This is a genomic window from Pseudomonas bubulae (assembly GCF_900618535.1).
Taxonomy (GTDB): domain Bacteria; phylum Pseudomonadota; class Gammaproteobacteria; order Pseudomonadales; family Pseudomonadaceae; genus Aquipseudomonas; species Aquipseudomonas bubulae.
The window spans coordinates 15607-40463 of record NZ_UYJA01000009.1; the positions used below are offsets into that span (position 1 = coordinate 15607).

26 protein-coding genes and 2 rRNA genes are annotated in these 24857 nt (G+C 58.5%); 11 read left to right on the forward strand and 17 right to left on the reverse strand.

All coding sequences use genetic code 11. From position 1 onward, the window contains the following. Positions 1-8: 8 nt before the first annotated feature. A complete protein-coding gene (locus PPTH39_RS23155) occupies positions 9-785 on the reverse strand; it encodes a class II glutamine amidotransferase (protein ID WP_095024129.1) in 777 nt (258 codons plus the stop codon). 36 nt (positions 786-821) lie between these two features. After that, positions 822-1316, reverse strand: a complete 495-nt coding sequence (locus tag PPTH39_RS23160; RefSeq protein ID WP_095002714.1) for an MFS transporter — start codon at positions 1314-1316, stop codon at positions 822-824. 101 nt (positions 1317-1417) lie between these two features. On the opposite strand from PPTH39_RS23160, the gene PPTH39_RS23165 reads away from it, so the two are divergent. Then, on the forward strand, positions 1418-3463 hold the full coding sequence (locus tag PPTH39_RS23165; RefSeq protein WP_130872533.1) for a S9 family peptidase: 2046 nt from the start codon (positions 1418-1420) through the stop codon (positions 3461-3463). A gap of 131 nt (positions 3464-3594) precedes the next feature. Here the strand turns inward: PPTH39_RS23165 and PPTH39_RS23170 are convergent, their stop codons facing one another. Then, positions 3595-3888: a hypothetical protein gene (locus tag PPTH39_RS23170; protein WP_095018947.1), complete on the reverse strand. Its 294-nt coding sequence runs from the start codon at positions 3886-3888 to the stop codon at positions 3595-3597. Positions 3889-3970: 82 nt separating this feature from the next. Between PPTH39_RS23170 and PPTH39_RS23175 the strand changes: the two genes are divergently transcribed. From PPTH39_RS23175 to PPTH39_RS23185, 3 genes are all read left to right on the forward strand, one after another. Continuing rightward, complete coding sequence (locus PPTH39_RS23175; RefSeq protein WP_095002691.1) at positions 3971-4657, forward strand: spermidine synthase; 687 nt, start codon at positions 3971-3973, stop codon at positions 4655-4657. A gap of 52 nt (positions 4658-4709) precedes the next feature. Then, positions 4710-5084 (forward strand): YajD family HNH nuclease, encoded by a 375-nt coding sequence (locus PPTH39_RS23180; protein ID WP_016781673.1) that lies wholly within the window; start codon positions 4710-4712, stop codon positions 5082-5084. Positions 5085-5279: 195 nt separating this feature from the next. Further along, positions 5280-5750: an RNA methyltransferase gene (locus PPTH39_RS23185; RefSeq protein ID WP_016781674.1), complete on the forward strand. Its 471-nt coding sequence runs from the start codon at positions 5280-5282 to the stop codon at positions 5748-5750. A 1-nt stretch (position 5751) separates the two neighbouring features. Here the strand turns inward: PPTH39_RS23185 and PPTH39_RS23190 are convergent, their stop codons facing one another. The 8 genes from PPTH39_RS23190 to PPTH39_RS23225 all read right to left on the reverse strand — a co-directional run bounded on the left by PPTH39_RS23190 (position 5752) and on the right by PPTH39_RS23225 (position 12011). Next, positions 5752-6801, reverse strand: coding sequence for an AI-2E family transporter (locus PPTH39_RS23190; protein WP_095002692.1), 1050 nt, complete (start codon positions 6799-6801; stop codon positions 5752-5754). 74 nt (positions 6802-6875) lie between these two features. Next, a complete protein-coding gene (locus PPTH39_RS23195) occupies positions 6876-7694 on the reverse strand; it encodes a DUF4892 domain-containing protein (RefSeq protein WP_095002693.1) in 819 nt (272 codons plus the stop codon). 145 nt (positions 7695-7839) lie between these two features. Continuing rightward, a complete protein-coding gene (locus tag PPTH39_RS23200; RefSeq protein WP_095018948.1) occupies positions 7840-8694 on the reverse strand; it encodes an alpha/beta hydrolase in 855 nt (284 codons plus the stop codon). Between the two features lie 12 nt (positions 8695-8706). Next, positions 8707-9507 carry an alpha/beta fold hydrolase gene (locus tag PPTH39_RS23205; RefSeq protein ID WP_095002695.1) on the reverse strand — a complete coding sequence of 267 codons (801 nt, stop codon included), beginning with the start codon at positions 9505-9507 and terminating at the stop codon, positions 8707-8709. A 112-nt stretch (positions 9508-9619) separates the two neighbouring features. Then, entirely contained in the window at positions 9620-10063 is a 444-nt protein-coding gene (locus PPTH39_RS23210; protein ID WP_095002696.1) for a hotdog fold thioesterase, read from the reverse strand. Between the two features lie 125 nt (positions 10064-10188). After that, positions 10189-10638, reverse strand: a complete 450-nt coding sequence (gene sixA / locus PPTH39_RS23215; protein ID WP_095002697.1) for a phosphohistidine phosphatase SixA — start codon at positions 10636-10638, stop codon at positions 10189-10191. Then, positions 10635-10967, reverse strand: coding sequence for a DUF4389 domain-containing protein (locus tag PPTH39_RS23220; RefSeq protein WP_095002698.1), 333 nt, complete (start codon positions 10965-10967; stop codon positions 10635-10637). Before PPTH39_RS23220 ends, sixA begins: the two co-directional genes overlap by 4 nt. Before the next feature lie 18 nt (positions 10968-10985). Then, positions 10986-12011, reverse strand: coding sequence for an NAD(P)H-dependent glycerol-3-phosphate dehydrogenase (locus tag PPTH39_RS23225; protein WP_095002699.1), 1026 nt, complete (start codon positions 12009-12011; stop codon positions 10986-10988). Positions 12012-12262: 251 nt separating this feature from the next. On the opposite strand from PPTH39_RS23225, the gene PPTH39_RS23230 reads away from it, so the two are divergent. From PPTH39_RS23230 to PPTH39_RS23250, 5 genes are all read left to right on the forward strand, one after another. Next, a complete protein-coding gene (locus PPTH39_RS23230) occupies positions 12263-14161 on the forward strand; it encodes a response regulator (RefSeq protein ID WP_095002715.1) in 1899 nt (632 codons plus the stop codon). Positions 14162-14409: 248 nt separating this feature from the next. Then, on the forward strand, positions 14410-14925 hold the full coding sequence (gene fabA, locus PPTH39_RS23235; RefSeq protein WP_003210552.1) for a 3-hydroxyacyl-[acyl-carrier-protein] dehydratase FabA: 516 nt from the start codon (positions 14410-14412) through the stop codon (positions 14923-14925). 11 nt (positions 14926-14936) lie between these two features. Continuing rightward, entirely contained in the window at positions 14937-16157 is a 1221-nt protein-coding gene (fabB, locus tag PPTH39_RS23240) for a beta-ketoacyl-ACP synthase I (RefSeq protein WP_095002700.1), read from the forward strand. Between the two features lie 127 nt (positions 16158-16284). Then, entirely contained in the window at positions 16285-16701 is a 417-nt protein-coding gene (locus tag PPTH39_RS23245) for an OsmC family protein (protein WP_095002701.1), read from the forward strand. Positions 16702-16764: 63 nt separating this feature from the next. Beyond that, complete coding sequence (locus tag PPTH39_RS23250) at positions 16765-17625, forward strand: pirin family protein (RefSeq protein ID WP_095021291.1); 861 nt, start codon at positions 16765-16767, stop codon at positions 17623-17625. A 10-nt stretch (positions 17626-17635) separates the two neighbouring features. Here the strand turns inward: PPTH39_RS23250 and PPTH39_RS23255 are convergent, their stop codons facing one another. After that, positions 17636-18955 carry a Na+/H+ antiporter family protein gene (locus PPTH39_RS23255; protein ID WP_095002716.1) on the reverse strand — a complete coding sequence of 440 codons (1320 nt, stop codon included), beginning with the start codon at positions 18953-18955 and terminating at the stop codon, positions 17636-17638. 320 nt (positions 18956-19275) lie between these two features. Here PPTH39_RS23255 and PPTH39_RS23955 point away from each other — a divergent pair, with 320 nt between their 5' ends. Further along, positions 19276-21423 carry a methyl-accepting chemotaxis protein gene (locus tag PPTH39_RS23955; protein WP_095002703.1) on the forward strand — a complete coding sequence of 716 codons (2148 nt, stop codon included), beginning with the start codon at positions 19276-19278 and terminating at the stop codon, positions 21421-21423. Positions 21424-21442: 19 nt separating this feature from the next. On the opposite strand, the gene PPTH39_RS23265 is transcribed toward PPTH39_RS23955, so the two are convergent. Genes PPTH39_RS23265 through PPTH39_RS23275 form a run of 3 tightly spaced genes read right to left on the reverse strand, consistent with a single transcriptional unit; the run spans position 21443 to position 23756 of the window. Continuing rightward, positions 21443-22777 carry an ATP-binding protein gene (locus PPTH39_RS23265; protein WP_130872534.1) on the reverse strand — a complete coding sequence of 445 codons (1335 nt, stop codon included), beginning with the start codon at positions 22775-22777 and terminating at the stop codon, positions 21443-21445. Next, positions 22774-23442 (reverse strand): response regulator transcription factor, encoded by a 669-nt coding sequence (locus PPTH39_RS23270; RefSeq protein WP_095002705.1) that lies wholly within the window; start codon positions 23440-23442, stop codon positions 22774-22776. Before PPTH39_RS23270 ends, PPTH39_RS23265 begins: the two co-directional genes overlap by 4 nt. Next, positions 23442-23756 carry a PepSY domain-containing protein gene (locus tag PPTH39_RS23275; RefSeq protein WP_095002706.1) on the reverse strand — a complete coding sequence of 105 codons (315 nt, stop codon included), beginning with the start codon at positions 23754-23756 and terminating at the stop codon, positions 23442-23444. Before PPTH39_RS23275 ends, PPTH39_RS23270 begins: the two co-directional genes overlap by 1 nt. Before the next feature lie 203 nt (positions 23757-23959). On the opposite strand from PPTH39_RS23275, the gene queD reads away from it, so the two are divergent. After that, complete coding sequence (gene queD / locus PPTH39_RS23280) at positions 23960-24316, forward strand: 6-carboxytetrahydropterin synthase QueD (protein WP_019410510.1); 357 nt, start codon at positions 23960-23962, stop codon at positions 24314-24316. Positions 24317-24472: 156 nt separating this feature from the next. Here the strand turns inward: queD and rrf are convergent. Then, positions 24473-24588: ribosomal RNA gene (gene rrf / locus PPTH39_RS23285) — 5S ribosomal RNA — on the reverse strand. Between the two features lie 162 nt (positions 24589-24750). Next, positions 24751-24857 (reverse strand): 23S ribosomal RNA (locus PPTH39_RS23290); the annotation flags it as partial.

Genomic DNA, 24857 nt, shown 5'->3' on the forward strand with positions numbered 1-24857 from the left:
ACCCATCCTTATTCGGTTATGCCCTGGCTGACGCATTCACCGCGTCGCCACAGACTCCATTGGCCCGGTTCGTAGCGTGTCCAGGTTTCGTTTTCAGTCAGTGGCTCGGTGGCAATCACGGTGACTACATCGTTGGGCGTGGTCTCTGCCTGAAAATCGACGATAACATCGACATCTTTCAGGCGCGCCGGGCCAAACGGGGCTCGCCGGGTAATTTGCGCCAGCTTGGTCGAGCAATAGCAGAAAAGCCAGTCGCCATCACTGAGCAGGCAATTGAACACACCTTTGTTGCGAAACCCGGCGCAGGCCTCGACCAGCACCGGCAGGATACGTTCGACGTCGACCGGCTCCGGGAAGGCTTCACGGACCCGGTTGAGCAGGTCACAGAACGCCGCTTCACTGTCGGTATCACCAATAGGGCGGTAAAAACTCGTACTCGGAGAAAAGTCGGCCAACTGGCCATTGTGCGCAAAACACCAGTTGCGTCCCCACAGCTCGCGAACAAACGGGTGGGTATTGGACAGGCACACCTTGCCCACGTTGGCCTGGCGGATATGGCCAATCACCACTTCGCTTTTGATCGGGTAACGCTGTACCAGCAGGGCGACTTCGGAGTCGCAACTGGCGGCAGGGTCCTGGAACAGGCGTAGGCCACGACCTTCGTAGAAGGCAATGCCCCAGCCATCACGATGCGGGCCGGTGCGCCCGCCGCGCTGCATCAGGCCGGTAAAGCTGAACACAATATCAGTCGGGACGTTGGCGCTCATGCCCAATAATTCACACACGCTCGCACTCTCGCATTCAGGCTGGACGAAACAAAATTACAACCGCGGCTCAACCCGTGACGGGCCCGATGCACGCGGCGCACTCTTTGGAACATGACGGTCATCGCCGGCCGGGCCAAAAGGCTGGTCGTCTTCAGGATCGGCCTGACGGGCTTTGGCAGCCGCGGCGGCTTGCGCCTTGCGGGCTTTGCCGGAGCGCTCGATCGGCCAGCGGATCAGCACAAATATAGCGTAAACGCACAGTGCAATTATGGCGTACATCAGCAGGTCAGAGACCGCGCGCCAGGCGTTGTCGCCCACTTTAAAGGCCAGATCCAGAGCAGCAATCGCCACTGCAGGGGCAAATTTTTCCTTGACCGGGTCAATGATGGTCGGGCTGAACAGCAACACGGCCATTAATACCCGCAACGGTTCGCGCAACCAGCGCCACATAAAGCGGGTCATGCGGCACCATACGAGCAGGCAGCCCAAAGCAGCAAAGGCGTAAAGGCCCCAGGCGATCAGATAGTCGTTCTCGGTCATGGTATCCATGGTCGGCAGGCAATGAGAGGCTATGATAACGGCTTTTAGGCAGTGCGGCTGCAACGCCGTCAGCGTCACTTATTTTTCATGCAGATTTCAGAGCACACTCAATGACCCAATCAGCCTCCCCAATCAGCGCTCCTATCGCACATAAGATCGAGGGCTCAGACCCTTACTCGTGGCTGCAAAACCGCGACAGTGACGAGGTTTTGGACTACCTGAAAGCCGAAAACAGTTATCAGGAGGCGCAGTTGGCCGACCAGGCTGAATTGCGGGAGACGCTGTTTCAAGAGATCAAGGGACGGATTCGCGAGACTGATCTGTCGCTGCCCTCCCCCTGGGGCCCGTATCTGTATTACACGCGCACCAACGCCGGCGATGAATACGCTCGCCACTACCGTTGCCCGCGCCCGGCCGATGACAGCCAGCAGGTGGACGAGAACGCCGAACATTTGTTGCTGGACCCCAATGCATTGGCCGATGGTGGCTTTATTTCTCTGGGGGCGTTCAGTATCAGCCCCGATCACCAGCGCCTGGCCTACAGCCTGGACACCAGCGGCGAAGAAACCTACCGCCTGTTTGTAAAAGAGCTGGGCAGCGGTACGGTCACCGAGCTGCCGTTTGAAGACTGCGATGGCAGCATGACTTGGGCGAATGACAGCCAGACCCTGTTTTTCGCCGGGCTGGACGACACCCATCGTCCGCACAAGTTGTTTCGCCACACCCTCGGCGAAACAGCTGCCCATGAAGTATTCCATGAAGCGGACGGGAGGTTTTTCCTGCACTGCTACCGCTCTAGCTCTGAACAGCAACTGATTTTGTTGCTTAACAGTAAAACCACCAGCGAAACCTGGGTGCTGGACGCCAACCTGCCGCGCCAGCCCTTCAGCTGTCTGGCACTACGGGTTGAAAACCACGACTACAGCGTCGATCACGGCTTGTTTGAAGGCCAGTGGGCGTGGTTTATCCGCACCAATCAGGACGGCATCAACTTTGCCCTGTATTACGCCTTCGGCGAGGTGCCGTCACGCAATGACTGGCAGCCACTGATTGCCCATAGTGACAGCGTGATGCTGGAAGGCATGACCCTCAACGCCCAAGCCTTGTGCCTGAGCCTGCGCGAGGGCGGCTTGCCCATTATCGAAATCCGCCCCGACGGCCTGACGCCATATCGCGTGCAATTGCCGGACGCGGCCTACAGCCTGTATGTGCAAGACAGCCTGGAATTTGACAGCAAGTACATTCGCCTTCGCTACGAGGCGCTGAATCGCCCGGCACAAGTGCGCCAGTTGACCCTTGCCACAGGCGAGCAAAGCGTTCTCAAGGAAACCCCTGTGCTGGGGCCATTCAACGCCGATGATTACGTCAGCCATCGTTTATGGGCCACCGCCCCCGATGGTACTCAGGTGCCGATCAGCCTGGTGGTCAAACGCGATGTGCTGGGCAAACCTGTGCCGCTCTACCTGTATGGCTACGGGGCCTATGGCGAATGCCTTGACCCGTGGTTTTCCCATGCCCGTCTAAGCCTGCTTGATCGTGGCGTGGCCTTTGCCATTGCCCATGTACGTGGCGGCGGCGAGTTGGGCGAGGCCTGGTATCGCGCGGGCAAGCAGGAACACAAACACAACACCTTCACCGACTTTATCGCCTGCGCCGAACACCTGATCGACCAAGGGCTGACCCGCAGCGAACAACTGGTCATCAGTGGCGGCAGCGCCGGTGGCCTGTTGATCGGTGCCGTACTCAATCAGCGCCCGGAACTGTTCAAGGCAGCGATTGCCGAAGTGCCGTTTGTGGATGTGCTCAACACCATGCTCGACCCGGAACTGCCGCTGACCGTCACCGAATACGACGAATGGGGCAACCCGCAAGACCCCGAGGTCTATGAACGGATCAAGGCTTACGCGCCCTATGAAAACGTTACCGCGCAGGCTTACCCGTCAATGCTGGTGATTGCCGGGTACAACGACAGTCGCGTGCAGTACTGGGAAGCGGCCAAATGGGTGGCCAAGCTGCGCGCCAGCAAGACCGATGACAATTTGCTATTGCTGAAGACCGAGCTAGAAGCAGGCCATGGCGGCATGAGCGGGCGTTATCAGGGCTTGCGCGACGTGGCGCTGGAATATGCATTTGTGTTCAAGGTGCTGGGGATTTGACAGCCCCGCCGATCACACCCCTCTTCAACCGTTAGAGATACTGTAACCGTGGGAGCGAGCCTGCTCGCGAAGATCGTTCGCGAGCAGGCTCGCTCCCGCAAAGGCAAAGCATCAGCTCGGTGGATGCACGGTCAATCCTGCGAGCTTTTGCCCTTCGGGTCTTTAAGCTCCAGCCCCGGCAGTGGCTGATCCTTGGGCGGCTGCGGCAGGTCGATCGGTGGCAGCGGTATCAGGCTGCCACTACCGGCCACAGGCTTGGGCACGGCGCGCGGGGTGATTTGCGGGTACGGGGTTGGCGTGGCAGTGCCCGGCGAACCCGGCGCGGCTGTCACGGGGGTAATCGGTACTGTGGTCAATTCCGCTGCCTGGGCCGCACTTATCAAGAGCGCGCACCCTGCAATGGCCGTTAGAATAGTGCGTTTCATCAATCACTCCGTTGCCAGACCGGCTTGTCTGCCCTCAGGCTACTCGTAACCTGCGGTTTTTGCCCCCCTCAATGAGATTTCCATGAAACGTTTTGTTTTGCTCGACACCACTCCGATCCCCGAAAACGGCGGCGCCTTGTGCCTGTTCGAGTATGGCGAAGACTTCGTGATCAAGATTCAGGGTGGTGATGGCGGCCAGCTGATGAACACCCGCATGCACGGCTCCGAAGACGCACTGGCCGAAATACCTTGCCGCAAAGTCGCAGGGCGCCAGCAATCGCGGGTACTGATCGGCGGGCTGGGCATGGGCTTTACCCTGGCTTCGGCACTCAAACATCTGGGTAAAACGGCTGAAGTGGTGGTTGCCGAGCTGGTACCCGGCGTTGTGGAATGGAACCGCGGCCCGCTTGGCGAAAAATCGGGCAACCCGTTGCAAGACCCACGCACCGTGATTCGCATGGAAGACGTGGCCAAGGTGCTGCAAGCCGAACCCAACGGTTTTGACGCAATCATGCTCGACGTCGACAACGGCCCCGAAGGCCTGACCCAAAAAGCCAATAGCTGGCTGTATTCGGCCGGCGGCCTGAGTGCCTGCGCCAAGGCCTTGCGCCCCAAAGGCATACTGGCGGTATGGTCTGCCAGTGCCGACAAACAATTTTCGGACAAACTGCGCAAAGCCGGTTTCAAGGCTGAGGAAGTCCAGGTGTTTGCCCACGGCAACAAGGGCACCCGACACACCATCTGGATTGCAGAAAAAATCAAAGGCTGATCAACAGCTAAACTTAACGACATAACCGTCATTAGTCTTACAAGGTGAACCCATGAGTTCGGCGAATCCACCCTCCCACACCGCCAAGCTGGACCGTATCCTGGCCGATGCCCAGCGTGACCGCGAAATGGGCTATCGCGACAAGGCCCTGAAAATGTACCCCCACGTGTGCGGCCGTTGCGCCCGTGAATTTGCCGGCAAGCGCCTGAGCGAGCTGACTGTTCACCACCGCGACCACAACCACGACAACAACCCGCAGGACGGCTCCAACTGGGAGCTGCTGTGCCTGTATTGCCATGATAACGAGCACTCGCGCTACACCGACCAGCAGTACTTTTCGGACAGCTCCACCAGCAGCCCGAAAATCGCCAAGGCCACCCACAACCCATTCGCAGCACTGGCCGGGCTGATGAAAAAAGACGAGTAGCCTGTTTTCGTTGCAACTGCCGAAACTGCGTCCGATTGCGCAGCGATCGTAAAACCAGAGCCCGCGACTTCACGAGTAGACCGCAAGGCTCGGGCTTTACGACGACTCCGTCGCCGGACGCAGCCTGCGGCAGCTGCTACGGAGTTTGGGACAACACAGGTATACTCGCGTCTTTTTTCGCAAGGGCTCGGGCACGTGGCAAACAAACGGTACAGCTGCATTGGTTTGTATAACCCCAAATCACCGGAAAACGTCGGCTCGGTGATGCGTGCGGCTGGTTGCTACAACGTGGCGTCGGTGTTTTATACCGGCAAGCGCTATGAACGCGCCCGCGACTTCATCACCGATACCAAGAAAGTCCATCAGGACATCCCGCTGATCGGTATCGATGACCTGAAAAAAATCATCCCCCTGGGCTGTATTCCCGTCGCCGTAGAAATGGTCGAGGGCGCGCGCCCATTGCCCGAGTACACCCACCCGGATCGGGCGATTTATATCTTTGGCCCGGAAGACGGATCCCTCGGCAAGGATGTGCTGGAATGGTGTGAGGACGTGATTTACATCCCCACCACCGGCTGCATGAACCTGGCTGCAACAGTCAACGTGGTGCTCTACGACCGCTTGGCCAAGGGCAACAATACCCGTTCCGGGCCCAAGTTCGGCTAGGTCAGACCTTGCCTCTGTTCTGCTGGCTGGCACTCCAGTCCACCAGCAGGCTGTAGGCGATGGCGAGCAAGGTGGGGCCGATGAACAGGCCGATAAAGCCGAAAGCTATCAAGCCGCCAAACACGCCTAGCAGCACGATCACCAGTGGCAGGTTGCCGCCCCGACTGATCAGATAAGGCTTGAGCACGTTATCGACACCGCTGATGATCAGCGTGCCCCAGATGCCGAGAAAGATCGCCATCCCGTAGTCACCCTTCCAGACCAGCCAGGCCGTGGCAGGCACCCAGATCAGCGGCGGCCCCATCGGAATCAGGCTGAGCAGGAACGTAGCCAGCCCAAGCACCAGCGCCCCCGGCACGCCGGCAATCAAGAAGCCGATCAATGCCAGCAATGCCTGCGCCGCTGCGGTGCCGATCACACCGTTGACCACGCGCTGCACGGTACCGGCCACCAGCTCCTGATAATAATCCGCGCGCTCACCAATCAGGCGCTCCAGCAGCCCGTGGACAAAACTCGCCAGGCGCGGCCCGTCACGATAGAAAAAGAACACAAAGACAATACTCAGCGTCAGTTCCAGAATACCGCTGCCGATCTGTGCACTGCGCGCCAGCAACCAGTTACCGACCTGCCCCAGGTAAGGCTTGATGGCCACCAGCATTGCCGCACCCTGCTCGTCGATGGTGTTCCAGATGCCCACCAGACGCTCCCCCACCAGCGGCAGACCGGCCAGCCAGGCCGGCGCTTCAGGCAAACCTTCAAGCTGCACATCCTTGACGAAGGTGGTGGCATCGCGAACATGATCTGCCAGGTTCAACCCCAGCCACACCAGAGGCCCGGCCACCAACAGCATCCAGCCCAGGGTAAGGATGCCGGCAGCGAGCGACTCGCGCCCACCGAGCAAGCGTGTCAGCAGGCGCATCAGGGGCCAGCTGGCAAATGCCAGTACCGCGCCCCAGAACAAGGCCGACCAGAAAGGGGCCATCACCCACAGGCTGGCACCGAACAACACCAGGAGCAGAATCTGCACCAGCAGGCGATCGTTATTGAGCATGTGTGTTCCACAGAAAATTCAGAAATCAAAGAAGGACGACGACTACGTAGAGTGTAGTCGTCGTTTACACAGGCTTAACGCAACAGTTCGATGCGCAACCCTTTGGCCTGACCGTCACCCAGTTCCAGGCGCGACGCCCGTACACCGTTAGCGATCAGCGCATCGCGCCAGGCGCCAGCCTTGGCACCGGTTAAACTGACCCTGGAGGTTGCATCCAGGTTCAATGCCCTTGAAATTAACGTCAGCCACTGAGTGTCCGGGTCGCCCGCAAGCTTGGGAAAATCCAGCTCGCCCGTGCTTTTAAGCTGGCGTTGCAGGGTGGCCGAGGTAGGCAACAGTTCTCCCAGGTCGGCACTCGCCTGCATCTGCTCAACGTGCAGATAGGCCTTGCGATTGCCCCGATTGATCCCGTACAGGGCAACCAGCTGGTTCTGAGCGGGGGCCGCACGGCGCAGCAGCAAGTAAGACTGCTGCTCGTCGGAGCCCACCAGCTTGGAATTGCCGAACACTTCATTGGCCCACAGGCTGCTTTCGCCACAGTCACGAGCCTGACACCAGAACAACAACTCGGCGCCCTGCTTTTGCAACGCCTCGCGTGCAGCGGTAAAGGCTTCGGTGGCCGAGTGCTCGGCAGGCAGCTCGTAGGTGACGGCCGTTATCTGACCACGGGCATTGACCTGCCCTTCGAATCGCAGGCGGCCGCTGATCTTGCGGATCGAGCCCATCGGGTAGATACGTTCGACATCGGGCCGCACGCTGTAATCGACAATCTGCGCGTCCGCGAGGCGCGGCACATCCGGCAAATCACTGCTGCCGGGCACATCGCTGGCCCAAAGTAACGGGCTCAAACAGCCCAGGCCCAGAGCCAGGATAAATCGGCTGGGTATTTTCATCGGCGCACATCACCGGGTGATGACGTGTGGCTGAGCATCCTCACGATAGAGACCGGGTGGCCTTTCGGGGTCGCAGCGGTGTACAGATCTATCATGGTTGTCTCCCATTTCAACCCGCCAAGCCTCGACAGTTGCTAGCCGCAAGTCAAGGAACAGCGAAGAAGCGATTGAAACAGTCTGCAACAAGGATCGCTCCCGCCTCGTCATTCAGGTGCAAATGATGGCCACCCGGCAACCGTTCCAGGTTGAAGGGTAGCCGATCCAGTAGCTCGGGGTGGCTGGCCAGCATGCCCTGCTGCGCCACCACCAGGGTGGTCGGGCAACTCACCCGTCGTACAAAGGACATCGCCTGCTCGTCACTCAGGCGCAAGGGCGATGGCAAGGTGAGCCGGCTGTCGCTGCGCCAGCTGTAGCCGCCGGGCACGGGCATCAGCCCGCGCTGGGCGAGCAGCTCGGCGGCCTCACGGCTGACGGCTACCAGGCCTTTCATCCGCGCTTCGACAGCCCGGTCGAGTGTCGGATGCACCGACTTGCGCTTGTGCTCCAGATCGAGCTGCGCCTGCAGAGCCTGGCCCATGCGCTCGGCGGCATCACCCTCGGGGCCGCTGCGCGCGACAATGCCATCAATCAGCCCCATGCGGGTCACGCGCTCCGGGAACGAACCGGCAATGACCACAGACACAATGGCACCCAGTGAGTGCCCAAGCAGAGCAAAGCGCTCCCAGCCCAGTTGCTCGGCCACGCACAGCACATCAAAGGCATAGTCCGCCAGCGCATAGCCGGCGCCACGGGGACGGTGATCGGAATGGCCATGCCCGGCAAAATCCAGGGCCACGATACGCAAGCCCGTCAGCTTTGGCGCCAGCCGGGCAAAGCTGTTGGCGTTATCCAGCCAGCCATGCAGGGCGATAACAGGCAAGCCATCCTCGGGGCCGAATATATGTGCAGCCAGCTCGATATGCGGCAGGCTCAGACGAATTTCTTCAACCACAGGGCTCATGCGAAATGCTCGTTAAAGGCCGGGATGACGGAGTTCCCAGCGGGCAAAAATCTGTTTCAGCAGGCTGGCGGTATCCTGCGGCTGCTCAAGCGGGAACATGTGCCCGCCCGGCACGCTCAACGCCTCGCCGTTGGGCATGCGCGCCACCGCCCTGGCATGATGGTTCATGACCACGCGGCTGTCGCGACCACGCACCACGGTCAGCGGCACCTGCAGCTTGAAGGCCTGCCCGGGGCTGGTATGCGGAACGCTGCGATAGATATCGATTTCGGTGGCAGGGTCAAAGCGCAACCGCAAACACTCATCCACAGGTTGCAAGCCGTGCTCCAGATAGGCCTCGAAGCAATCGGGGTCAAAGCTGCGAAACAGTGATTTGCCGGCAAAGTAAGCGCGTGCCGCTTCACGGTCGGCAAACTCTTCACGCCGCCCCAGCGTGCGACCGGCGGGGGTCAGGCGATCAATCAGGCCAAAGCGCTTGGCCGCGCGAATCACCCATTGATCAGTGCGCGTCAACACCGGCGAATCCAGCATGACGACGCCCCGGTAAAGCTGCGGGCAGCGGATTGCGGCATGCAAATGCAACATCCCGCCCAGCGAGTGACCCACGCCCAGTACGGGCCCGGCTTGCTGGCGAAGATGATATATCAGCTCATCGACCAGGTTATGCCAGTTGTTGTCCACCGGGTAACGCGGGTCATGCCCGTGCTGTGACAAATGCGTCACGCAAAAATCCGGCGCCAGGGCATTGAACAACTTCCCGTACGTGGCTGAAGGGAAGCCGTTGGCATGGGCGAAAAAAATCTGCCGAGACATACAAGGCATCCAGATGTAGGAAGAATGCCGTATTGTCTGCAGGAATATTCTTCATATCAATGACCGTATGCGCCATGAGTGACGACACTACGGCCATTGACTGACCGTTTGATCACCGCGCTGGGGGTGTTTCACCCAGGGGCACAACGGCGATGGTCAGGCGCGAGATGCAGTTTATTTTACCGCTGTCGTCGCTCAGGCGGATATCCCACACATGGGTGGTGCGACCGATATGGACCGGGCGTGCGATTGCACTCACCCGGCCGCTGCGCACGCCACGCAAGTGGTTGGCATTGACCTCAAGGCCCACACAATAGAATTTTTGCGTATCGATGCACATGTAGCTGGCCATCGAGCCGAGTGTTTCTGCCAGCACCACCGACGCACCGCCATGCAGCAAGCCGAAGGGCTGGTGGGTACGATGGTCCACTACCATGCTTGCGGTGATGGAGTTGTCGTCAAACGCATCGAACGTGATATCCAGCACATCGCAAATGGTGTTTTTGCGCATTTCATTGAGGCGTGCCAGATCTGGCTGGGTCGTCCACAAGCTCATGTGGTCATTCCTTGGTCAGTGAGTGTTGGTGACGGAGCCACTGGCCCTCGACGCAAGCGTCAAATGCCATTAACCCGCCCCCAACTATCTTGCACTACGACCGTACTGTGCAACCGCTGCAATGCTCAGGGGTGATATGCGCTGAGCAATGTCATGCTGCCCGCCAGCGGCCACTCACCTTCAAGCTCCACCAGGCTGGCCGTGTGCATGGGCTGCGGTTGCCGCATGTGCCCGTGCAGCATCAGGCTGATCAATTCACCTACAAACGGCTGATGACTGACCAACAGCACATTGCCGCTGTCCGGCAGTTTGCCGAGCGCATACTTGGGTTCACTTTCGGGCGTCAGCCAGGGCACGGTGACGGGTGGCGATGAAAAGCCCAGGGCCTGGCAAACCAACGCGGCGGTTTGCTGGGCGCGCACATAAGGACTGACCAGAATGCAGTCCAGCGGCTGGCCAATCAAATGAGCGGCGCTGCCCAGCACCTGCTCACGCCCGTGGGGGGTCAGCTCACGCTCGGCATCACGGCGGGCATGGGGCTCGGCTTCGCCATGACGCAGAATCCAGACTTTCATGGCTTGGTCCCTTCACCATTGGCGCCTGGCGTGTAGGGCGCTTCGCCTTCAGGTGCCCGCGGCACTGGCCAGTCGGCGAACGGCCAGGGTTTTTGTTCGGTGTGAAAACTGCCGAAACGACCGATCTGCGCCAGGTAAAGGCTCAGGCTGTCACCAAAGTTCATCAAGCCGCCATTGGGCGCACCGTAGACCACACGGTAAATCAACTGCACCAGCACCAGCCCGCCAAGAACCAGTTGTGCCACCTGCCAGACCAGCAGGAAAACCAGCATCCACAGCACGCGCAAAACAAGCGACTCGTACTTGGGTGCGTTTTTAGTGTCGTTCATGTGCTGCTCCTGTGGTGCTCAGTTAAAACCGCTGGTGGAGATAAAGTCGACATCGGTCTTGGGCTCGCCACGCATCAATTGCCCGATCACCTGCTCCAGGGTGTAGCCCTCGAACAGGATTGCGTGCAACCCGGCAACCAATGGCATGTAAACGTTCAGTTCCTGCGCCTTGGCCTTGAGTACCTTGAGGGTATTCACGCCTTCGGCCACTTCACCCAGGCGGGTAACGGCATCTTCAAGGCTCAGCCCCTGCCCCAGGGCAAAGCCGACCTGATAGTTGCGGCTTTTAGGCGATGAGCAGGTAACGATCAAGTCGCCTACTCCTGCCAGCCCGAGAAAGGTCATGGGGTTGGCACCCTGGCTGACGGCGAAGCGAGTCATTTCTGCCAAGGCACGGGTAATCAGCATGCTTTTGGTGTTCTCGCCCATACCCAGCGCCACGGCCATGCCGGCGATGATCGCGTAAACGTTTTTCAGGGCCCCGCCCAGCTCCACGCCAAAGCGGTCGGCACTGGCGTAGACACGGAACGTGCGGCCATGCAGTGCAGCCTGCACGCGGGTGCAGAGTTCTTCATCGGCGCTGGCGACCACGGTGGCAGTCAGCGCATGTTCGGCCACCTCGCGGGCGAGGTTGGGCCCGGACAGCACACCGATGCGTGCCTGCGGGGCGATTTCTTCAAGGATCTCGCTCATCAGCTTGAAGCTGTGGGCTTCAATCCCCTTGGTCAGGCTGACCAGCATCTTGCCGCTCAGGCGCCCGGCATGCTCCGCCAGCACACTGCGCAAGGCGCTGGACGGCAAAGCCACGAAGCACAACTGGCAGGCATCGAGTGTGGCCTGCAAGTCAGTGACCGGCTCGACCCCGGGATGAATCTTGATACCTTTAAGGTAACGAGGGTTTTCACGGTTGAGGCGAATGGCCTCGGCTTGCTCGGGGTCGCGCATCCACTGATGCACTCGATGACCGTTTTCTGCCAGCAAGTTGGCCACGGCGGTGCCAAAGCTTCCGCCTCCCAAGACCGCAATAGCGTGCTGTTCAGTCATATGCAATCCCGTTATCCATCTAGCAGTGGCAATGACGGCATTATACGGAGCACATCCCCCGCGACCAGCCCCACAGCATATAGATGGCCATGACTGAAAAAGAACAGGACCTCGGTTACCATGCGGTTCCGGTACTCACACCCAGAGGCAGCATTGCTGCACTTCAAAATGAACACGCGCAGGTCAAGGATGACAATGGACAGTGGAAATGGACTGACGCACTGGCGACTGACCGACGGAGCCGCGTTCCCATGATGACTCGCAGCCGGTGGGACATCCACACCCGCACGCAGATGATGAGTCTGGGCCCGGCCCTGCTATTGACGCTGTTGCTGATCAGCTTTTTTACCTTCGTACGAATCCAGGATTTGCGCCAGGAACTCAAGCACACCGGCCAATTGATCGCCAACCAGCTGGCACCCGCCACCGAGTACGGGATCATGTCGGGGAACAACGATGTGCTGGAAACCCTGATCAACGCCTCGCTGAACATTCCCCATGTTCAATTCGTGCAGGTACAGAACCGGGCCAACGACATACTGGCCCACGCCGAGCATCCCGCGCCCAATGCTGACAAGAGCTCGCAGGTTGAAGTGTTTCAGGCGCCGGTCAGAGTGCAGAAGAGCCCCTCCGGCGGTTATTTACTGCTCGGCAATCGACAGGCTGCGGACCTGACAGAAGATTATCTGGGCCGGGTACTGGTCGGCATGTCCGGCGAAGCGTTCAGCACGCGCCAGCAGGAAATCCTGCTCAAGGCCGTGATTCTTGCCTTGTTTGCCCTGGGCTTCACTTATCTGCTGGCCAAGCGCCTGGCGTCCAACCTGTCCAGGCCCATCAGTGACATGAGCAAGGCGGTCAAGGCCATCCAGTACGGCGACTATAAAACCCCCTTGCCCGTGGTCGACGACGGCGAGCTGGGCACATTGGCCCAACACATCAATAACCTGGCCACAGGCCTTGAGCAAGCCAGCCGCGAGCAACAATCTGCCATTGCGCAATTGATCCAGACACGTGAAGAAGCCGAGCGTGCCAACCGTGCGAAAACCGACTTCCTGGCCATGATGAGTCACGAACTGCGCACCCCCATGAACGGCGTACTGGGCATGCTGCAACTGCTGGAAACCACGCAGATGACCGAAGAGCAGGCCGAATATGCCGCCCTGGCATCGGAATCCACCGAGCACTTGCTCAAGGTCATCAACGATATCCTCGATTTCTCCCGAATCGAACGCTCAGCGCTGGAGCTGGAGCGTATCCCCTTCAACCTCGCCGAAATGGTCAGCAACTGCGCCCAGGCATTCCAGCACAACGCCGTGCAACGTGGCCTGCACTTGCAACTGAACATTCCTGAAGGGCTGCAGGACTTGCCTGTACTGGGCGATCCGACCCGGATCCGGCAAATCCTGGTCAACCTGATCGGTAATGCCCTGAAGTTCACTGAACGGGGTCAGGTCATTATCGAACCGCTCTGGCAACAACTGGATCACGAACTGATCTGGTTTACCTGCGCCGTACGTGACAGCGGTATCGGGATCAACAGCGAAAAACTGGACGCCATGTTCACCGCCTTCCAGCAGGCCGACAGCTCTATTTCCCGACGTTATGGTGGCACCGGGCTGGGCCTGCCCATCGCCCGCACACTGGCGGAGCGAATGGGCGGCACGCTGCACGCCATGAGCGAAGAGGCCCAAGGCTCGGTGTTCACCCTCGAAATCCCGCTGCAACTGCATCAACCCGTCACGCTCAGCCAGAGACCGTTGCTGGAGCCTGGGGCCATCTGTGCACCCGGGCGCAAAGTGCTGCTGGTGGAAGACAACCAGGTTAACCAGACCGTCATTGAGGCCATGCTAAGCAGCCTGGGGTATGAAGTGACTATGGTCAGTGACGGTGCACAGGCCATTCACTTTGCCAACAGCGAGCGCTTCGCCGCGATCTTGATGGACTGCCGGCTGCCGATCATCAACGGCTATGAAGCCACCCGGCAAATCCGCCAGTTGCCCGGTTGCCGGGCCCTGCCCATCATCGCCCTGACCGCCAATGCCCTGCAGGGCGACCGGGAGACCTGCCTGCAGGCCGGAATGAACGATTACCTGGCAAAGCCGTTCAAACGCGCTGACCTGGAACAAATTCTGCAGCGCTGGGTCCAGTAACTTATGGCTAAAAGGCCACCTGCGACTGGCGTAAAAGACAAAAGTGCGGCAGTCTTAGGCACCCGAATGGGCCACTGAACCGGCCCGATTTAAATTTTCAGTGCACAAGTGTACATTCTTGTCCTTTGCGCTGTGACTTTCACTACAACGCAATAGTCTATGTGTAGGCTGGCGAACTGAAACACCTGTGTTTCAGTTGGTCGGGAAGATTTGCCCCACCCGCCGCATGGGATTATTGAGGAGCTCGCATGACCAAACAAAACGCCTTTACTCGGGAAGATCTGCTGCGCTGTAGCCGCGGCGAACTGTTCGGCCCGGGTAACGCGCAACTGCCCGCCCCTAACATGCTGATGGTAGATCGCATCACCCATATCAGCGAAGAGGGTGGCAAGTACGGCAAAGGTGAATTGGTCGCCGAGCTGGATATCACCCCGGACCTGTGGTTCTTCGCCTGCCATTTCGAAGGCGATCCGGTGATGCCGGGCTGCCTGGGCCTTGATGCCATGTGGCAGCTGGTCGGCTTCTACCTGGGCTGGCAGGGCCTGCCGGGCCGCGGTCGTGCCCTGGGTTCGGGCGAAGTGAAGTTCTTTGGCCAGGTCTTGCCGACCGCCAAGAAAGTCACCTACAACATTCAAATCAAGCGCGTCCTCAAGGGCAAGCTGAACCTGGCCATTGCCGATGGTTCGGTAACTGTCGACGGTCGCGAGATTTATACTGCCGAAGGCCTTCGGGTCGGCGTATTTACTTCCACTGACAACTTTTAAGGGTTATCCGCATGCGCCGCGTCGTTATCACTGGTCTGGGCATCGTTTCGTGCCTGGGCAATGACAAAGAGACCGTCTCCGCTAACCTGCGTGCAAGTCGCCCTGGCATCCGATTCAACCCGGAATATGCCGAAATGGGTCTGCGTAGCCAGGTTTCCGGCTCCATTGACCTGCCTCTCGAAGAGCTGATCGATCGCAAGATCTATCGCTTCGTCGGCCACGCAGCGGCTTACGCCTACCTGGCCATGAAAGACGCCATCACTGATTCGGGCCTGACCGAGGAGCAAGTCTCCAACCCGCGTACCGGCCTGATCGCCGGCTCCGGCGGCGCGTCGACCCTGAATCAGATGGAAGCACTCGACATCCTGCGTGAAAAAGGCGTCAAGCGTGTTGGCCCGTACCGCGTTACGCGGACCATGGGCAGCACCGTTTCCGCCTGCCTGGCCACCCCCTTCAAAATCAAGGGCGTGAACTACTCGATCTCCTCTGCCTGCGCCACCAGCGCCCATTGCATCGGCACTGCAGTCGAGCAGATCCAGCTGGGCAAGCAGGACATCGTATTTGCCGGCGGCGGCGAAGAAGAACATTGGAGCCAGTCGTTCCTGTTCGACGCCATGGGCGCCCTGTCCACCCAGTACAACGACACGCCTGAAAAAGCGTCCCGTGCCTACGACAAAAACCGCGACGGCTTCGTCATCGCCGGTGGCGGCGGCATGGTTGTTGTTGAAGAACTGGAACACGCCCTGGCCCGTGGCGCCAAGATCTACGCTGAAATCGTCGGCTACGGCGCAACATCCGACGGCTACGACATGGTTGCCCCAAGCGGTGAAGGCGCCATCCGCTGCATGCAGATGGCAATGGCCACCGTTGACGGCCCGATCGACTACCTCAACACCCACGGCACCTCTACTCCGGTAGGCGACGCCAAGGAAATGGAAGGTGTGCGCGCGGTATTCGGCGACAAGGCCCCGGCCATCAGCTCGACCAAAAGCCTGTCGGGTCACTCCCTGGGCGCCGCAGGCGTTCATGAAGCGATCTACTGCCTGCTGATGATGGAAGGCAATTTCATCGCTGGCTCGGCCAACATCGAAGAGATCGATCCTGTCGTTGCCGACATGCCGATCCTGACCAAGACCCGCGAGAACGTCACGCTCAACAACGTGATGAGCAACAGCTTCGGCTTCGGTGGCACCAACGCCACTCTGGTCCTCAAGCGCTGGGCTGGCAAATAAGCCACCCGCTCGCGAAGTAAAAAATGCCCCGACTGGTTCGGGGCATTTTTTTGTCCGAGGGAACGTACAGCCGCCAGCATGCTCTATAAAGATCAGGACGTTTAATCACTCCACGCTGAGGTTTGCCATGACTGTTACCGTTAATACCGTGTCACACGAAGGTTTTCGTCACAGCATCAAGATCGACGATTACGAAGTGTTCACCGATCTGCCCAAAACAATGGGCGGCGAAGGCAGCGCCCCTACCCCCCATGATTATTTCGATGCCGCCCTTGGCGCCTGCAAAGCGCTGACGCTCAAGCTATACGCACAGAGAAAAGAGATCCCGCTCACCGGAGTCACGGTTGAAGTCAAACACGACGCCAGCGAAGAACTGAAGGGCAAATATGCCCTGCACGTCAAACTGACCCTCAAGGGCGTACTGACCGACGCTCAGCGCGAGGAACTGCACAATGTGGCCGACAAGTGCCCGGTGCATAAACTGATGACCACCGCCGAGGTCACCATCGAAACCCACCTGTCTGAAGGCGCTTTCAGCCAGTAACGGCCTGCCGCCCGGATAAGCGCTGGGTTATGCTCAGCGCTTATCCATTGCCGGGCCAGCACCATGCGCGCACTCACAGTGATCCGACCTCGGGCCGAGGACGTAGAAGGCCAACCGATTTTGCGCCCCCTGCCCTCGGCAAAATGCCGCAGCGTCGGGCCATTCGTATTTTTCGACCACATGCTGCTAACCCATTACCCTGCCGGTAGCGGCATGAATATCCGACAGCACCCGCATATTGGTCTGTCTACGCTGACTTATCTGTTTGAAGGCCAGATTCAGCACAAGGACAGCCTGGGATCTGACCAACTGGTGGGTCCCGGCGATGTCAGCTGGATGACCGCCGGTGCAGCCATTGCCCATATCGAACGCACGCCGGCATCATTGCTGGAGCAGGGTTCACATTTGCACGGCCTGCAGGTGTGGCTGGCATCACCCAAAACCCACGAGCAAGGTGCAAGCCACTACAGTCATCACCCCGCCGACAGCCTGCCCGTAAGCGACAACCTCGGGGTACGGATTCGCCTGATAGCCGGAACAGGCTTTTGCCTGACTTCGCCGGTACCGGTGCTCTCGCCTACCCTTTACGCAGACGTGCATATGCAAACGGCCACCACCTTGCTGATCCCGGCCGACTACCCGGAACGCGCGCTTTATATGCTTGAGGGTGACGTGCAACTGGATGGCCAGGCACTGGAGCCCCACAGCCTTGTGCTGCTGGAAGCAGGCGAAGAGATGACCCTGAGTGCCGACAGCGACTGCCACCTGGTGCTGATCGGCGGCGCACCGCTGGATGGCCCGCGGCGCATGAACTGGAACTTCGTCGCCAGCGACCCGGCCCTTATCGAAAAGGCCAGAGCACGCTGGGCGGCAGGCGACTGGCCGACCGTTCCCGGAGAAATCGGCCGGATCGAACTGCCGTAAAACCCGTGCCTTACAAGACCATTGCCGCAACCCAGCCAAAGGCCAGCAGTGGCAAGTTGTAATGCAGGAAGGTGGGCACCACGGTGTCCCAGATGTGGTGATGCTGACCGTCAATATTCAGACCGGAAGTCGGGCCCAGGGTGGAGTCCGACGCTGGCGAACCGGCATCGCCCAGAGCGCCCGCCGTACCGACGATACACACGATGGCCATGGGGCTGAAACCCAGTTGCACACACAGCGGCACAAAAATGGCCGCCAGGATCGGCACCGTTGAAAAGGACGAGCCGATGCCCATGGTCACCAGCAAACCCACCAACAACATCAGCAGCGCACCTACTCCCTTGCTGTGGTTGATCCAGCCGGCAGACGCTTCAACCAGCGACTTGACCTCCCCCGTGGCTTTGAGCACTTCGGCGAAACCCGAAGCGGCGATCATGATGAAACCAATCATGGCCATCATTTTCATGCCTTCGGTAAACAGATCGTCGGTCTCACGCCAGCGCACGATCCCCGAGGCCGAGAAAATCAGAAAGCCTGCCAGCGCACCAATGATCATGGAGCCCAGCCACAGCTGAATGATAAACGCCGCTGCAATGGCCACCCCAGCCACCAGCAATGTGCGCGGGTTATAACTAATGGCCACCTGCTCGACCTGCTCGATCTTGCCCAGATCATAATCGCGCTTTTTGCGGTAGCTGATAAATACCGCCACCAGCAAGCCGAACAACATGCCCAAAGCCGGGATTGCCATGGCGTGGGTCACGTTGACAGCGCTGATATCCACGCCACTTTTGCTGACGTTGGCGAGCAGTATCTGGTTAAGGAAGATGTTGCCAAAGCCCACCGGCAAGAACATGTAGGGCGTGATCAAACCAAAGGTCATGACACAGGCGATCAGGCGCCGATCGATTTTCAGTTTGGTCAGCACATACAACAGCGGCGGAACCAAGAGCGGGATAAAGGCGATATGAATAGGAAGAATATTCTGCGATGAAATAGCCACCACCAGCAGCAAGCCGATCAATAGCCATTTGACCCGATTGCCACCCACGGCTTGCTGCTTGTTGACCATGCGCAGTGCTTTATCGGCCATGGCATGGGCCAGGCCAGACTTGGCAATGGCTACTGCGAAAGCGCCCAGCATCGCATAGGACAAAGCGACCTGAGCACCGCCACCCAAGCCGCCATTAAACGCATTGAGCGTAGCCTCGATACCCAGCCCGCCGACCAGGCCGCCCACAAGGGCACCCACAATCAGTGCGATAACCACATGCACACGGGACAGACTGAGCACCAGCATGATGCCGACCGCGGCAATTACTGCATTCATCATTACAACCTCATAGCGCGCACCACGATAAAAACACCGTGAAGCGGAAAATTTCGGGCAAAAGAAGACTGTTCCAATCGCCGGATCTGGAAGTGTGGGTGTATTTGGGGGCGCACACTTTGCAGCACCATCAGCGTCATGTCAAAGCGCATGCCGATAGCGGCCCCACAATCGTCCACAATCGGCCTTAACCCTAGTATTTGCAGGGCCAAATCGTACTTTTAAAGGGAGGGTCACATACTAAAAAAACGGGGTTTGGCATAAAGAAATACCACCTGCGGCCGCTAACAGACAAAGCCTCTTTTAGTCAGGATGTCTCCATGTCGCTCAGACAGCTTTCCATCCAATGGAAAATCACCCTTCTCGCCGGGCTCAGCCTGCTGGGTGTTGTTACCCTGCTGGTGGGGCTTTCGCTCTATCGCATGGACCACACTGCCGATCTGGTGGAGGCATCCAGCTCGCAGATGCTCAATGAGGCGGCACAGGCACGCATTGAAGCGCAGGGTGAAGCCCAGGCACTGGCAATCAGCCGCCAGTTTATGGACGCCTACCAGTACGGCAACGGCTTCGCCCGCCAAGTCCTGTTTTTGCGTGAGCAATCGGAAAAACGCTTTCTGGATGCCTTCGACCTGCGTGAAGACCTGACCCGTCAGGTCAAAGCCGCCCTGCAGGCCAACCCGGACTTGCTGGGGCTCTCGCTGGTTTTCGAAGCCAACGCACTGGATGGCAAGGATCAGCTGTTCGATCATCAAAAAGAACTGGGCAGTAACGACAAGGGCCGCTTTGCCCTGTACTGGTCGCAACCGACGCCGGGCAAGCTGACCTCGATGGCACTGCCCGAATCAGACATGGCCGATACCAGCACCGGGCCCAGCGGCCAGGCCAACAACGCATGGTTTACCTGCCCGCGCACCACACGCAAACCGTGCATCATCGAGCCTTACTTTTATACAATCGACGGGCAAAGCGTACTGCTGACCAGTATCGTTTTCCCATTGATCGTGGACGGTAAAGTCATCGCTTCGCTGTCGGTGGATATCAACCTCAACAGCTTGCAAGCCCTCAGCCTGCAAGCCAGCCAGCGACTGTACGACGGGGAAACCCGGGTGGGCATCATCAGTTCGGCAGGCATCCTGGCCGGTTTCAGTGCTGATGCCAGCAAACTTGCCCAACGCCTCGATCAGGTCGACAGCAACGATGGCACGGCCCTGATCCGAATGATGGCCAGCGGTGATCAGGTACAAAGCATTCGCAGCCAGCAACGCCTGAAGGTGCTCACACCCTTCCTGCCGATTCCGGGCAGCAAGCCGTGGGGCGTGTTGCTCGACGTACCCGAGAAAGTTCTGATCGGCCCGGCCCAGGCGTTGCAGGCCGAACTGGACGAACGTAATAAAGCCGGAGCTTTGATCGAGCTGGCCTGGGGCTCACTGGCGGCCATTATCGGGCTCTTGCTGGTGTGGCTGATGGCCCGTAGCGTGACCCGGCCAATCCTCGGCGTGGCCCATATGCTGGAAGATATTGCCAGTGGAGAGGGAGACCTGACCCGTCGCCTGGCCTACGATAAAAAAGATGAATTGGGACAACTGGCCAGCTGGTTCAACCGCTTTCTCGACAAACTGCAACCGACCATAGCCGAGGTCAAACGCTCGGTGCAGGATGCCCGCAGTACGGCCGATCAGTCAGCGGCGATTGCCACCCAGACCAGTGCAGGCATGGAGCAGCAATACCGTCAGGTCGACCAGGCAGCCACTGCCTCCCATGAGATGAGCGCTACCGCACAGGATGTGGCACGCAGCGCAGCGCAAGCGGCCCAGGCCGCCCGTGATGCCGACCAGGCCACACGACAGGGCTTGACCATCATCGATCGCACCACCGCCAGCATCGATCATCTGGCCGCCGACATGAGCGTAGCCATGACCCAGGTTGAAGGGCTGGCTGCCGATAGCGAGAAAATCGGGTCGGTACTGGAAGTTATTCGTGCAATCGCCGAACAGACCAACCTCCTCGCCTTGAACGCAGCGATCGAAGCGGCACGAGCAGGCGAAGCCGGACGCGGGTTTGCCGTGGTGGCCGACGAGGTACGCAACCTGGCACGCCGGACCCAGGAATCGGTTGAAGAAACCCGCCAGGTCATCGAACAACTGCAAGCCGGCACCCAGGAAGTGGTGAGCTCCATGAGCAACAGCCATCGCCAGGCCCAGGGCAGTGTCGAGCAGGTGGGTCAAGCCGTGACCGCCCTGCAACAGATCGGCGATGCCGTGACCGTGATTACCGACATGAACTTGCAGATTGCCAGTGCGGCAGAAGAACAAAGTGCCGTGGCGGAAGAGATCAACAACAACGTTGCTACCATTCGCGATGTTACCGAGTCATTGTCTGAGCAAGCCAATGAATCTGCACGGGTCAGCCAGTCGCTTAACTCACTGGCCAACCAGCAGCAAAAACTGATGGATCAGTTCCGCGTCTGACCCTTTGGCGATGACGGCTTTAAGCCGTCGTCGCCTTTTGCTTACGCGCCGGTAGCTTGATGCTCACCAGCAACCCGCCTATCTCAGCCGTTGCAAGCTGCAGTTTGCCACCCCACGCTTCAACAATATCCCGCACGATGCCAAGCCCCAGGCCGTGACCACTGGCTTGCTCGTCAAGGCGCATACCACGACTGAACACCTGATCACGCTCAGTCTCGGGAATGCCCGGGCCATCGTCCTGTACTTCAATGACAAACCCGTCGCCAGTTTGGCTGATGCTCAGTTCGACTTGGGAGTCCGCCCATTTGCAGGCGTTATCCAGAAGATTGCCGAGCAATTCGAGCATGTCTTCCCGATCCCAGGGCAACAGCAACCCCGGCGCAACGTTGTGCGTCAGTTGCAGATGCTCGCCGTGGATCATCCCGAGAGTCGACAGCAGCCCCGGCAACTCTGCATCCGCATCGAATTGCGCACCCGGCAAGGCATCGCCCGCAAGACGCGCACGGTTAAGCTCACGGCTCATGCGCTGCTGTATCTGCTCCAACTGTTCACACAATGTATTTTGTATCTGCGGATAAGCCGCAAGCCGCGGATCGTTGGCCAGGCTGATCAACACCGCCAACGGAGTTTTGAGTGCATGCCCCAGGTTGCCCAGCGCATTGCGCGAGCGTTTAAGGGTGTCTTCGGTATGAGCCAGCAAATGGTTAATCTGCGTGACCAGTGGCTCAAGCTCAAGGGGCACCCGGGCATCCAGCTGAGAGCGCTGCCCCGACTGAAGCTGAGAAATTTGCTGGCGTGCTGTTTCCAACGGCCGCAGGGCACGGCGAACCGTGACGCGCTGCAGTAGCAAAATCACAATAAGGGCCAAGACCCCCATACCAAGACCGATCCGTTGAACTTGACGCAAGCTATCGCGTATCGGCGTGTAGTCCTGAGCCACCGTGATCGATATCGCCTGGCCAAGGCGCTGATAGTCGCTGCGCAAGACCAGTAACATCTGCCCTTCCGGGCCAGGCTGTAGTTCACGACTCAGGCCCGGTCGGTCGGGGCGCGGCAATTGAGCATCCCACAGCGAGCGTGAACGCCAGTGAGTCTCCCCGAATTCAATACTGAAATAGTGCCCGGAAAATGGCCGCTGATACGCCGGCGACAAACGCCGCTCATCCAGTTGCAAGCCCTGGGGGCCACGACTCAAGGCAATCAGCAAGTTCTCGCTGTCGTTTTGCAGGCCTGACTCCAGATAACGCTGAAGGCCATTTTCAAACAACCACAGACTGACCTGGCCTACTACCAGACCGGCAATCAAGAGCACACTGATCAAACCCAGGCTCAAGCGCCTTTGCATGGACTTCACTGACTGGCCGTACCGAACATATACCCCTGACCACGACGGGTTTCGATGACTGTACGCCCAAGCTTACGACGCAGATGGTTCACATGAACCTCAAGCACATTGGAATCACGCTCGGTCTCACCGTCATAGAGATGCTCGGCCAGATGGCTTTTCGAGAGGATCTGTTGCGGGTGCAACATGAAATAGCGCAAAAGCCGAAACTCGGCGGCAGTCAACTGCACCTCGGTGCCGTCATGGATAACACATTGACGGGCTTCATCCAGTTGCAGCCCGGCAGAACTCAATAAAGGCTGATTCGGTTGCCCGTGGGAGCGGCGCAACAACGCTTGTACCCGTAACTGCAGTTCTTCAGGATGAAAGGGCTTGGTCACGTAATCATCAGCACCGGCCTTTAGCCCGTCGATGCGCTCGGACCATGAACTCCGGGCAGTCAGAATAAGCACAGGTGTGGCCAGGCCTTTGGCACGCCACTGCTTGAGAACATCGATACCGGACATCCCGGGCAAGCCCAGATCAAGGATAATCAGGTCATAGGGTTCGCTCTGCCCCTGATAAAGAGCATCACGGCCATCAGCCAACCAATCAACGGCATAGCCCAAACGGGCCAAACCGGCCATCAGCTCATCAGCCAAGGGGACGTGATCTTCAACCAGCAGCAACCGCATTAATCATCTACCTCGTCTTTGAGCAATTGACCATTACTGGCGTTCAGCTTGATCTCGCGCACTACGCCACTGGTGGTAAGCAGTTCAACCTCGTAAACATAAATATCGTCATCCTCCTCCAGCTCTACCTCCAGCAACTTTGCGCCCGGGTGCCGCTCCAGAGCTTTTTGCAGCAGTTGCTCCAGGGGCTGAATAAGCCCTTGCTCACGCAAACGCAATGCCTCGTCTTGCCCCAGGTCACGTGCAATGGCCAAGGAGCAGAAAGCACAGAGCACAAGTACGACAAGTCCGCCAACTCGCAGGTTCACTGTCATCACTGACCTCCAGGGCCTCCCTTAGCGTCATTCTTACGATATTAAAAGGTCGAAGCATAACGCCACGAGCTTAATTGAAACTGAATCGGCCGCCCTGATACCGCATGGCTGGAGGTATGCACCTGCTGCGGGCGTTAACTGTTAAACTGCTGCCCTGTATTTATCGCTCAGGCGATAGTCACCTCTTCAGAGCTATAACTATTGTGGAAATTTTCAAAGAGTTTACCTTCGAATCTGCGCACCGCCTGCCTTACGTTCCTGAAGGCCATAAATGCGGACGGTTGCACGGTCACTCCTTCAAGGTTGCTATCCATCTAAGCGGCGACATTGACCCGGCAACTGGCTGGATCCGTGATTTTTCTGAAATCAAAGCGATTTTCAAACCGCTTTATGAGCTGCTAGATCACAACTACCTCAACGACATCCCTGGCCTGGAAAACCCGACCAGCGAAGTTCTGGCCAAGTGGATCTGGCAACAGCTCAAACCCTTGCTGCCAGAGCTGTCGGCAATACGCATTCATGAAACCTGCACCAGTGGCTGTATTTACTACGGCGACTGAGTCACAGGCTCGAAAAAACCACCTTGCGAGGTGGTTTTTTTTGCTCTGAAAAACGCATGGGGCAGCGAAAAAGTGAGCACAGGTTGCGCCAAAACTTTTCTCGGCGCAAAAACAAACCCCCTGTCTGCGTGAGCAGACAGGGGGTTTGGAATTTAATCTTGACGATGACCTACTCTCACATGGGGAAACCCCACACTACCATCGGCGATGCATCGTTTCACTACTGAGTTCGGGATGGGATCAGGTGGTTCCAATGCTCTATGGTCGTCAAGAAATTCGGTAGCCAGGTCGTTTACCTTTCGGTTTACGCTCCAGCGAATGGGTATGTAATAGATGTGGTGTTTTGTGAACCGCAAACTTTCGGTTTGTATCGTCTTCACACACCGCAACTTGCATGCTCTTGTGTTCAAGGGCGCAAATTGCTTGGGTGTTATATGGTCAAGCCTCACGGGCAATTAGTATTGGTTAGCTCAACGCCTCACAGCGCTTACACACCCAACCTATCAACGTCGTAGTCTTCGACGGCCCTTTAGGGAACTCA

What these genes read in the sequence shown, in the direction of transcription:
- PPTH39_RS23190 (WP_095002692.1), bottom strand. Translation starts at nt 6,801, where the DNA reads ATGCTCAATAACGATCGCCTGCTGGTGCAGATTCTGCTCCTGGTGTTG.
- PPTH39_RS23195 (WP_095002693.1), bottom strand. Translation starts at nt 7,694, where the DNA reads ATGAAAATACCCAGCCGATTTATCCTGGCTCTGGGCCTGGGCTGTTTG.
- PPTH39_RS23225 (WP_095002699.1), bottom strand. Translation starts at nt 12,011, where the DNA reads ATGACTGAACAGCACGCTATTGCGGTCTTGGGAGGCGGAAGCTTTGGC.
- PPTH39_RS23175 (WP_095002691.1), top strand. Translation starts at nt 3,971, where the DNA reads ATGAAACGTTTTGTTTTGCTCGACACCACTCCGATCCCCGAAAACGGC.
- PPTH39_RS23165 (WP_130872533.1), top strand. Translation starts at nt 1,418, where the DNA reads ATGACCCAATCAGCCTCCCCAATCAGCGCTCCTATCGCACATAAGATC.
- PPTH39_RS23170 (WP_095018947.1), bottom strand. Translation starts at nt 3,888, where the DNA reads ATGAAACGCACTATTCTAACGGCCATTGCAGGGTGCGCGCTCTTGATA.
- PPTH39_RS23955 (WP_095002703.1), top strand. Translation starts at nt 19,276, where the DNA reads ATGTCGCTCAGACAGCTTTCCATCCAATGGAAAATCACCCTTCTCGCC.
- PPTH39_RS23255 (WP_095002716.1), bottom strand. Translation starts at nt 18,955, where the DNA reads ATGAATGCAGTAATTGCCGCGGTCGGCATCATGCTGGTGCTCAGTCTG.
- PPTH39_RS23210 (WP_095002696.1), bottom strand. Translation starts at nt 10,063, where the DNA reads ATGAGCTTGTGGACGACCCAGCCAGATCTGGCACGCCTCAATGAAATG.
- PPTH39_RS23250 (WP_095021291.1), top strand. Translation starts at nt 16,765, where the DNA reads ATGCGCGCACTCACAGTGATCCGACCTCGGGCCGAGGACGTAGAAGGC.
- PPTH39_RS23160 (WP_095002714.1), bottom strand. Translation starts at nt 1,316, where the DNA reads ATGGATACCATGACCGAGAACGACTATCTGATCGCCTGGGGCCTTTAC.
- PPTH39_RS23180 (WP_016781673.1), top strand. Translation starts at nt 4,710, where the DNA reads ATGAGTTCGGCGAATCCACCCTCCCACACCGCCAAGCTGGACCGTATC.
- PPTH39_RS23270 (WP_095002705.1), bottom strand. Translation starts at nt 23,442, where the DNA reads ATGCGGTTGCTGCTGGTTGAAGATCACGTCCCCTTGGCTGATGAGCTG.
- PPTH39_RS23220 (WP_095002698.1), bottom strand. Translation starts at nt 10,967, where the DNA reads ATGAACGACACTAAAAACGCACCCAAGTACGAGTCGCTTGTTTTGCGC.
- PPTH39_RS23275 (WP_095002706.1), bottom strand. Translation starts at nt 23,756, where the DNA reads ATGACAGTGAACCTGCGAGTTGGCGGACTTGTCGTACTTGTGCTCTGT.
- PPTH39_RS23230 (WP_095002715.1), top strand. Translation starts at nt 12,263, where the DNA reads ATGATGACTCGCAGCCGGTGGGACATCCACACCCGCACGCAGATGATG.
- fabB (WP_095002700.1), top strand. Translation starts at nt 14,937, where the DNA reads ATGCGCCGCGTCGTTATCACTGGTCTGGGCATCGTTTCGTGCCTGGGC.
- PPTH39_RS23205 (WP_095002695.1), bottom strand. Translation starts at nt 9,507, where the DNA reads ATGTCTCGGCAGATTTTTTTCGCCCATGCCAACGGCTTCCCTTCAGCC.
- sixA (WP_095002697.1), bottom strand. Translation starts at nt 10,638, where the DNA reads ATGAAAGTCTGGATTCTGCGTCATGGCGAAGCCGAGCCCCATGCCCGC.
- fabA (WP_003210552.1), top strand. Translation starts at nt 14,410, where the DNA reads ATGACCAAACAAAACGCCTTTACTCGGGAAGATCTGCTGCGCTGTAGC.
- PPTH39_RS23200 (WP_095018948.1), bottom strand. Translation starts at nt 8,694, where the DNA reads ATGAGCCCTGTGGTTGAAGAAATTCGTCTGAGCCTGCCGCATATCGAG.
- PPTH39_RS23245 (WP_095002701.1), top strand. Translation starts at nt 16,285, where the DNA reads ATGACTGTTACCGTTAATACCGTGTCACACGAAGGTTTTCGTCACAGC.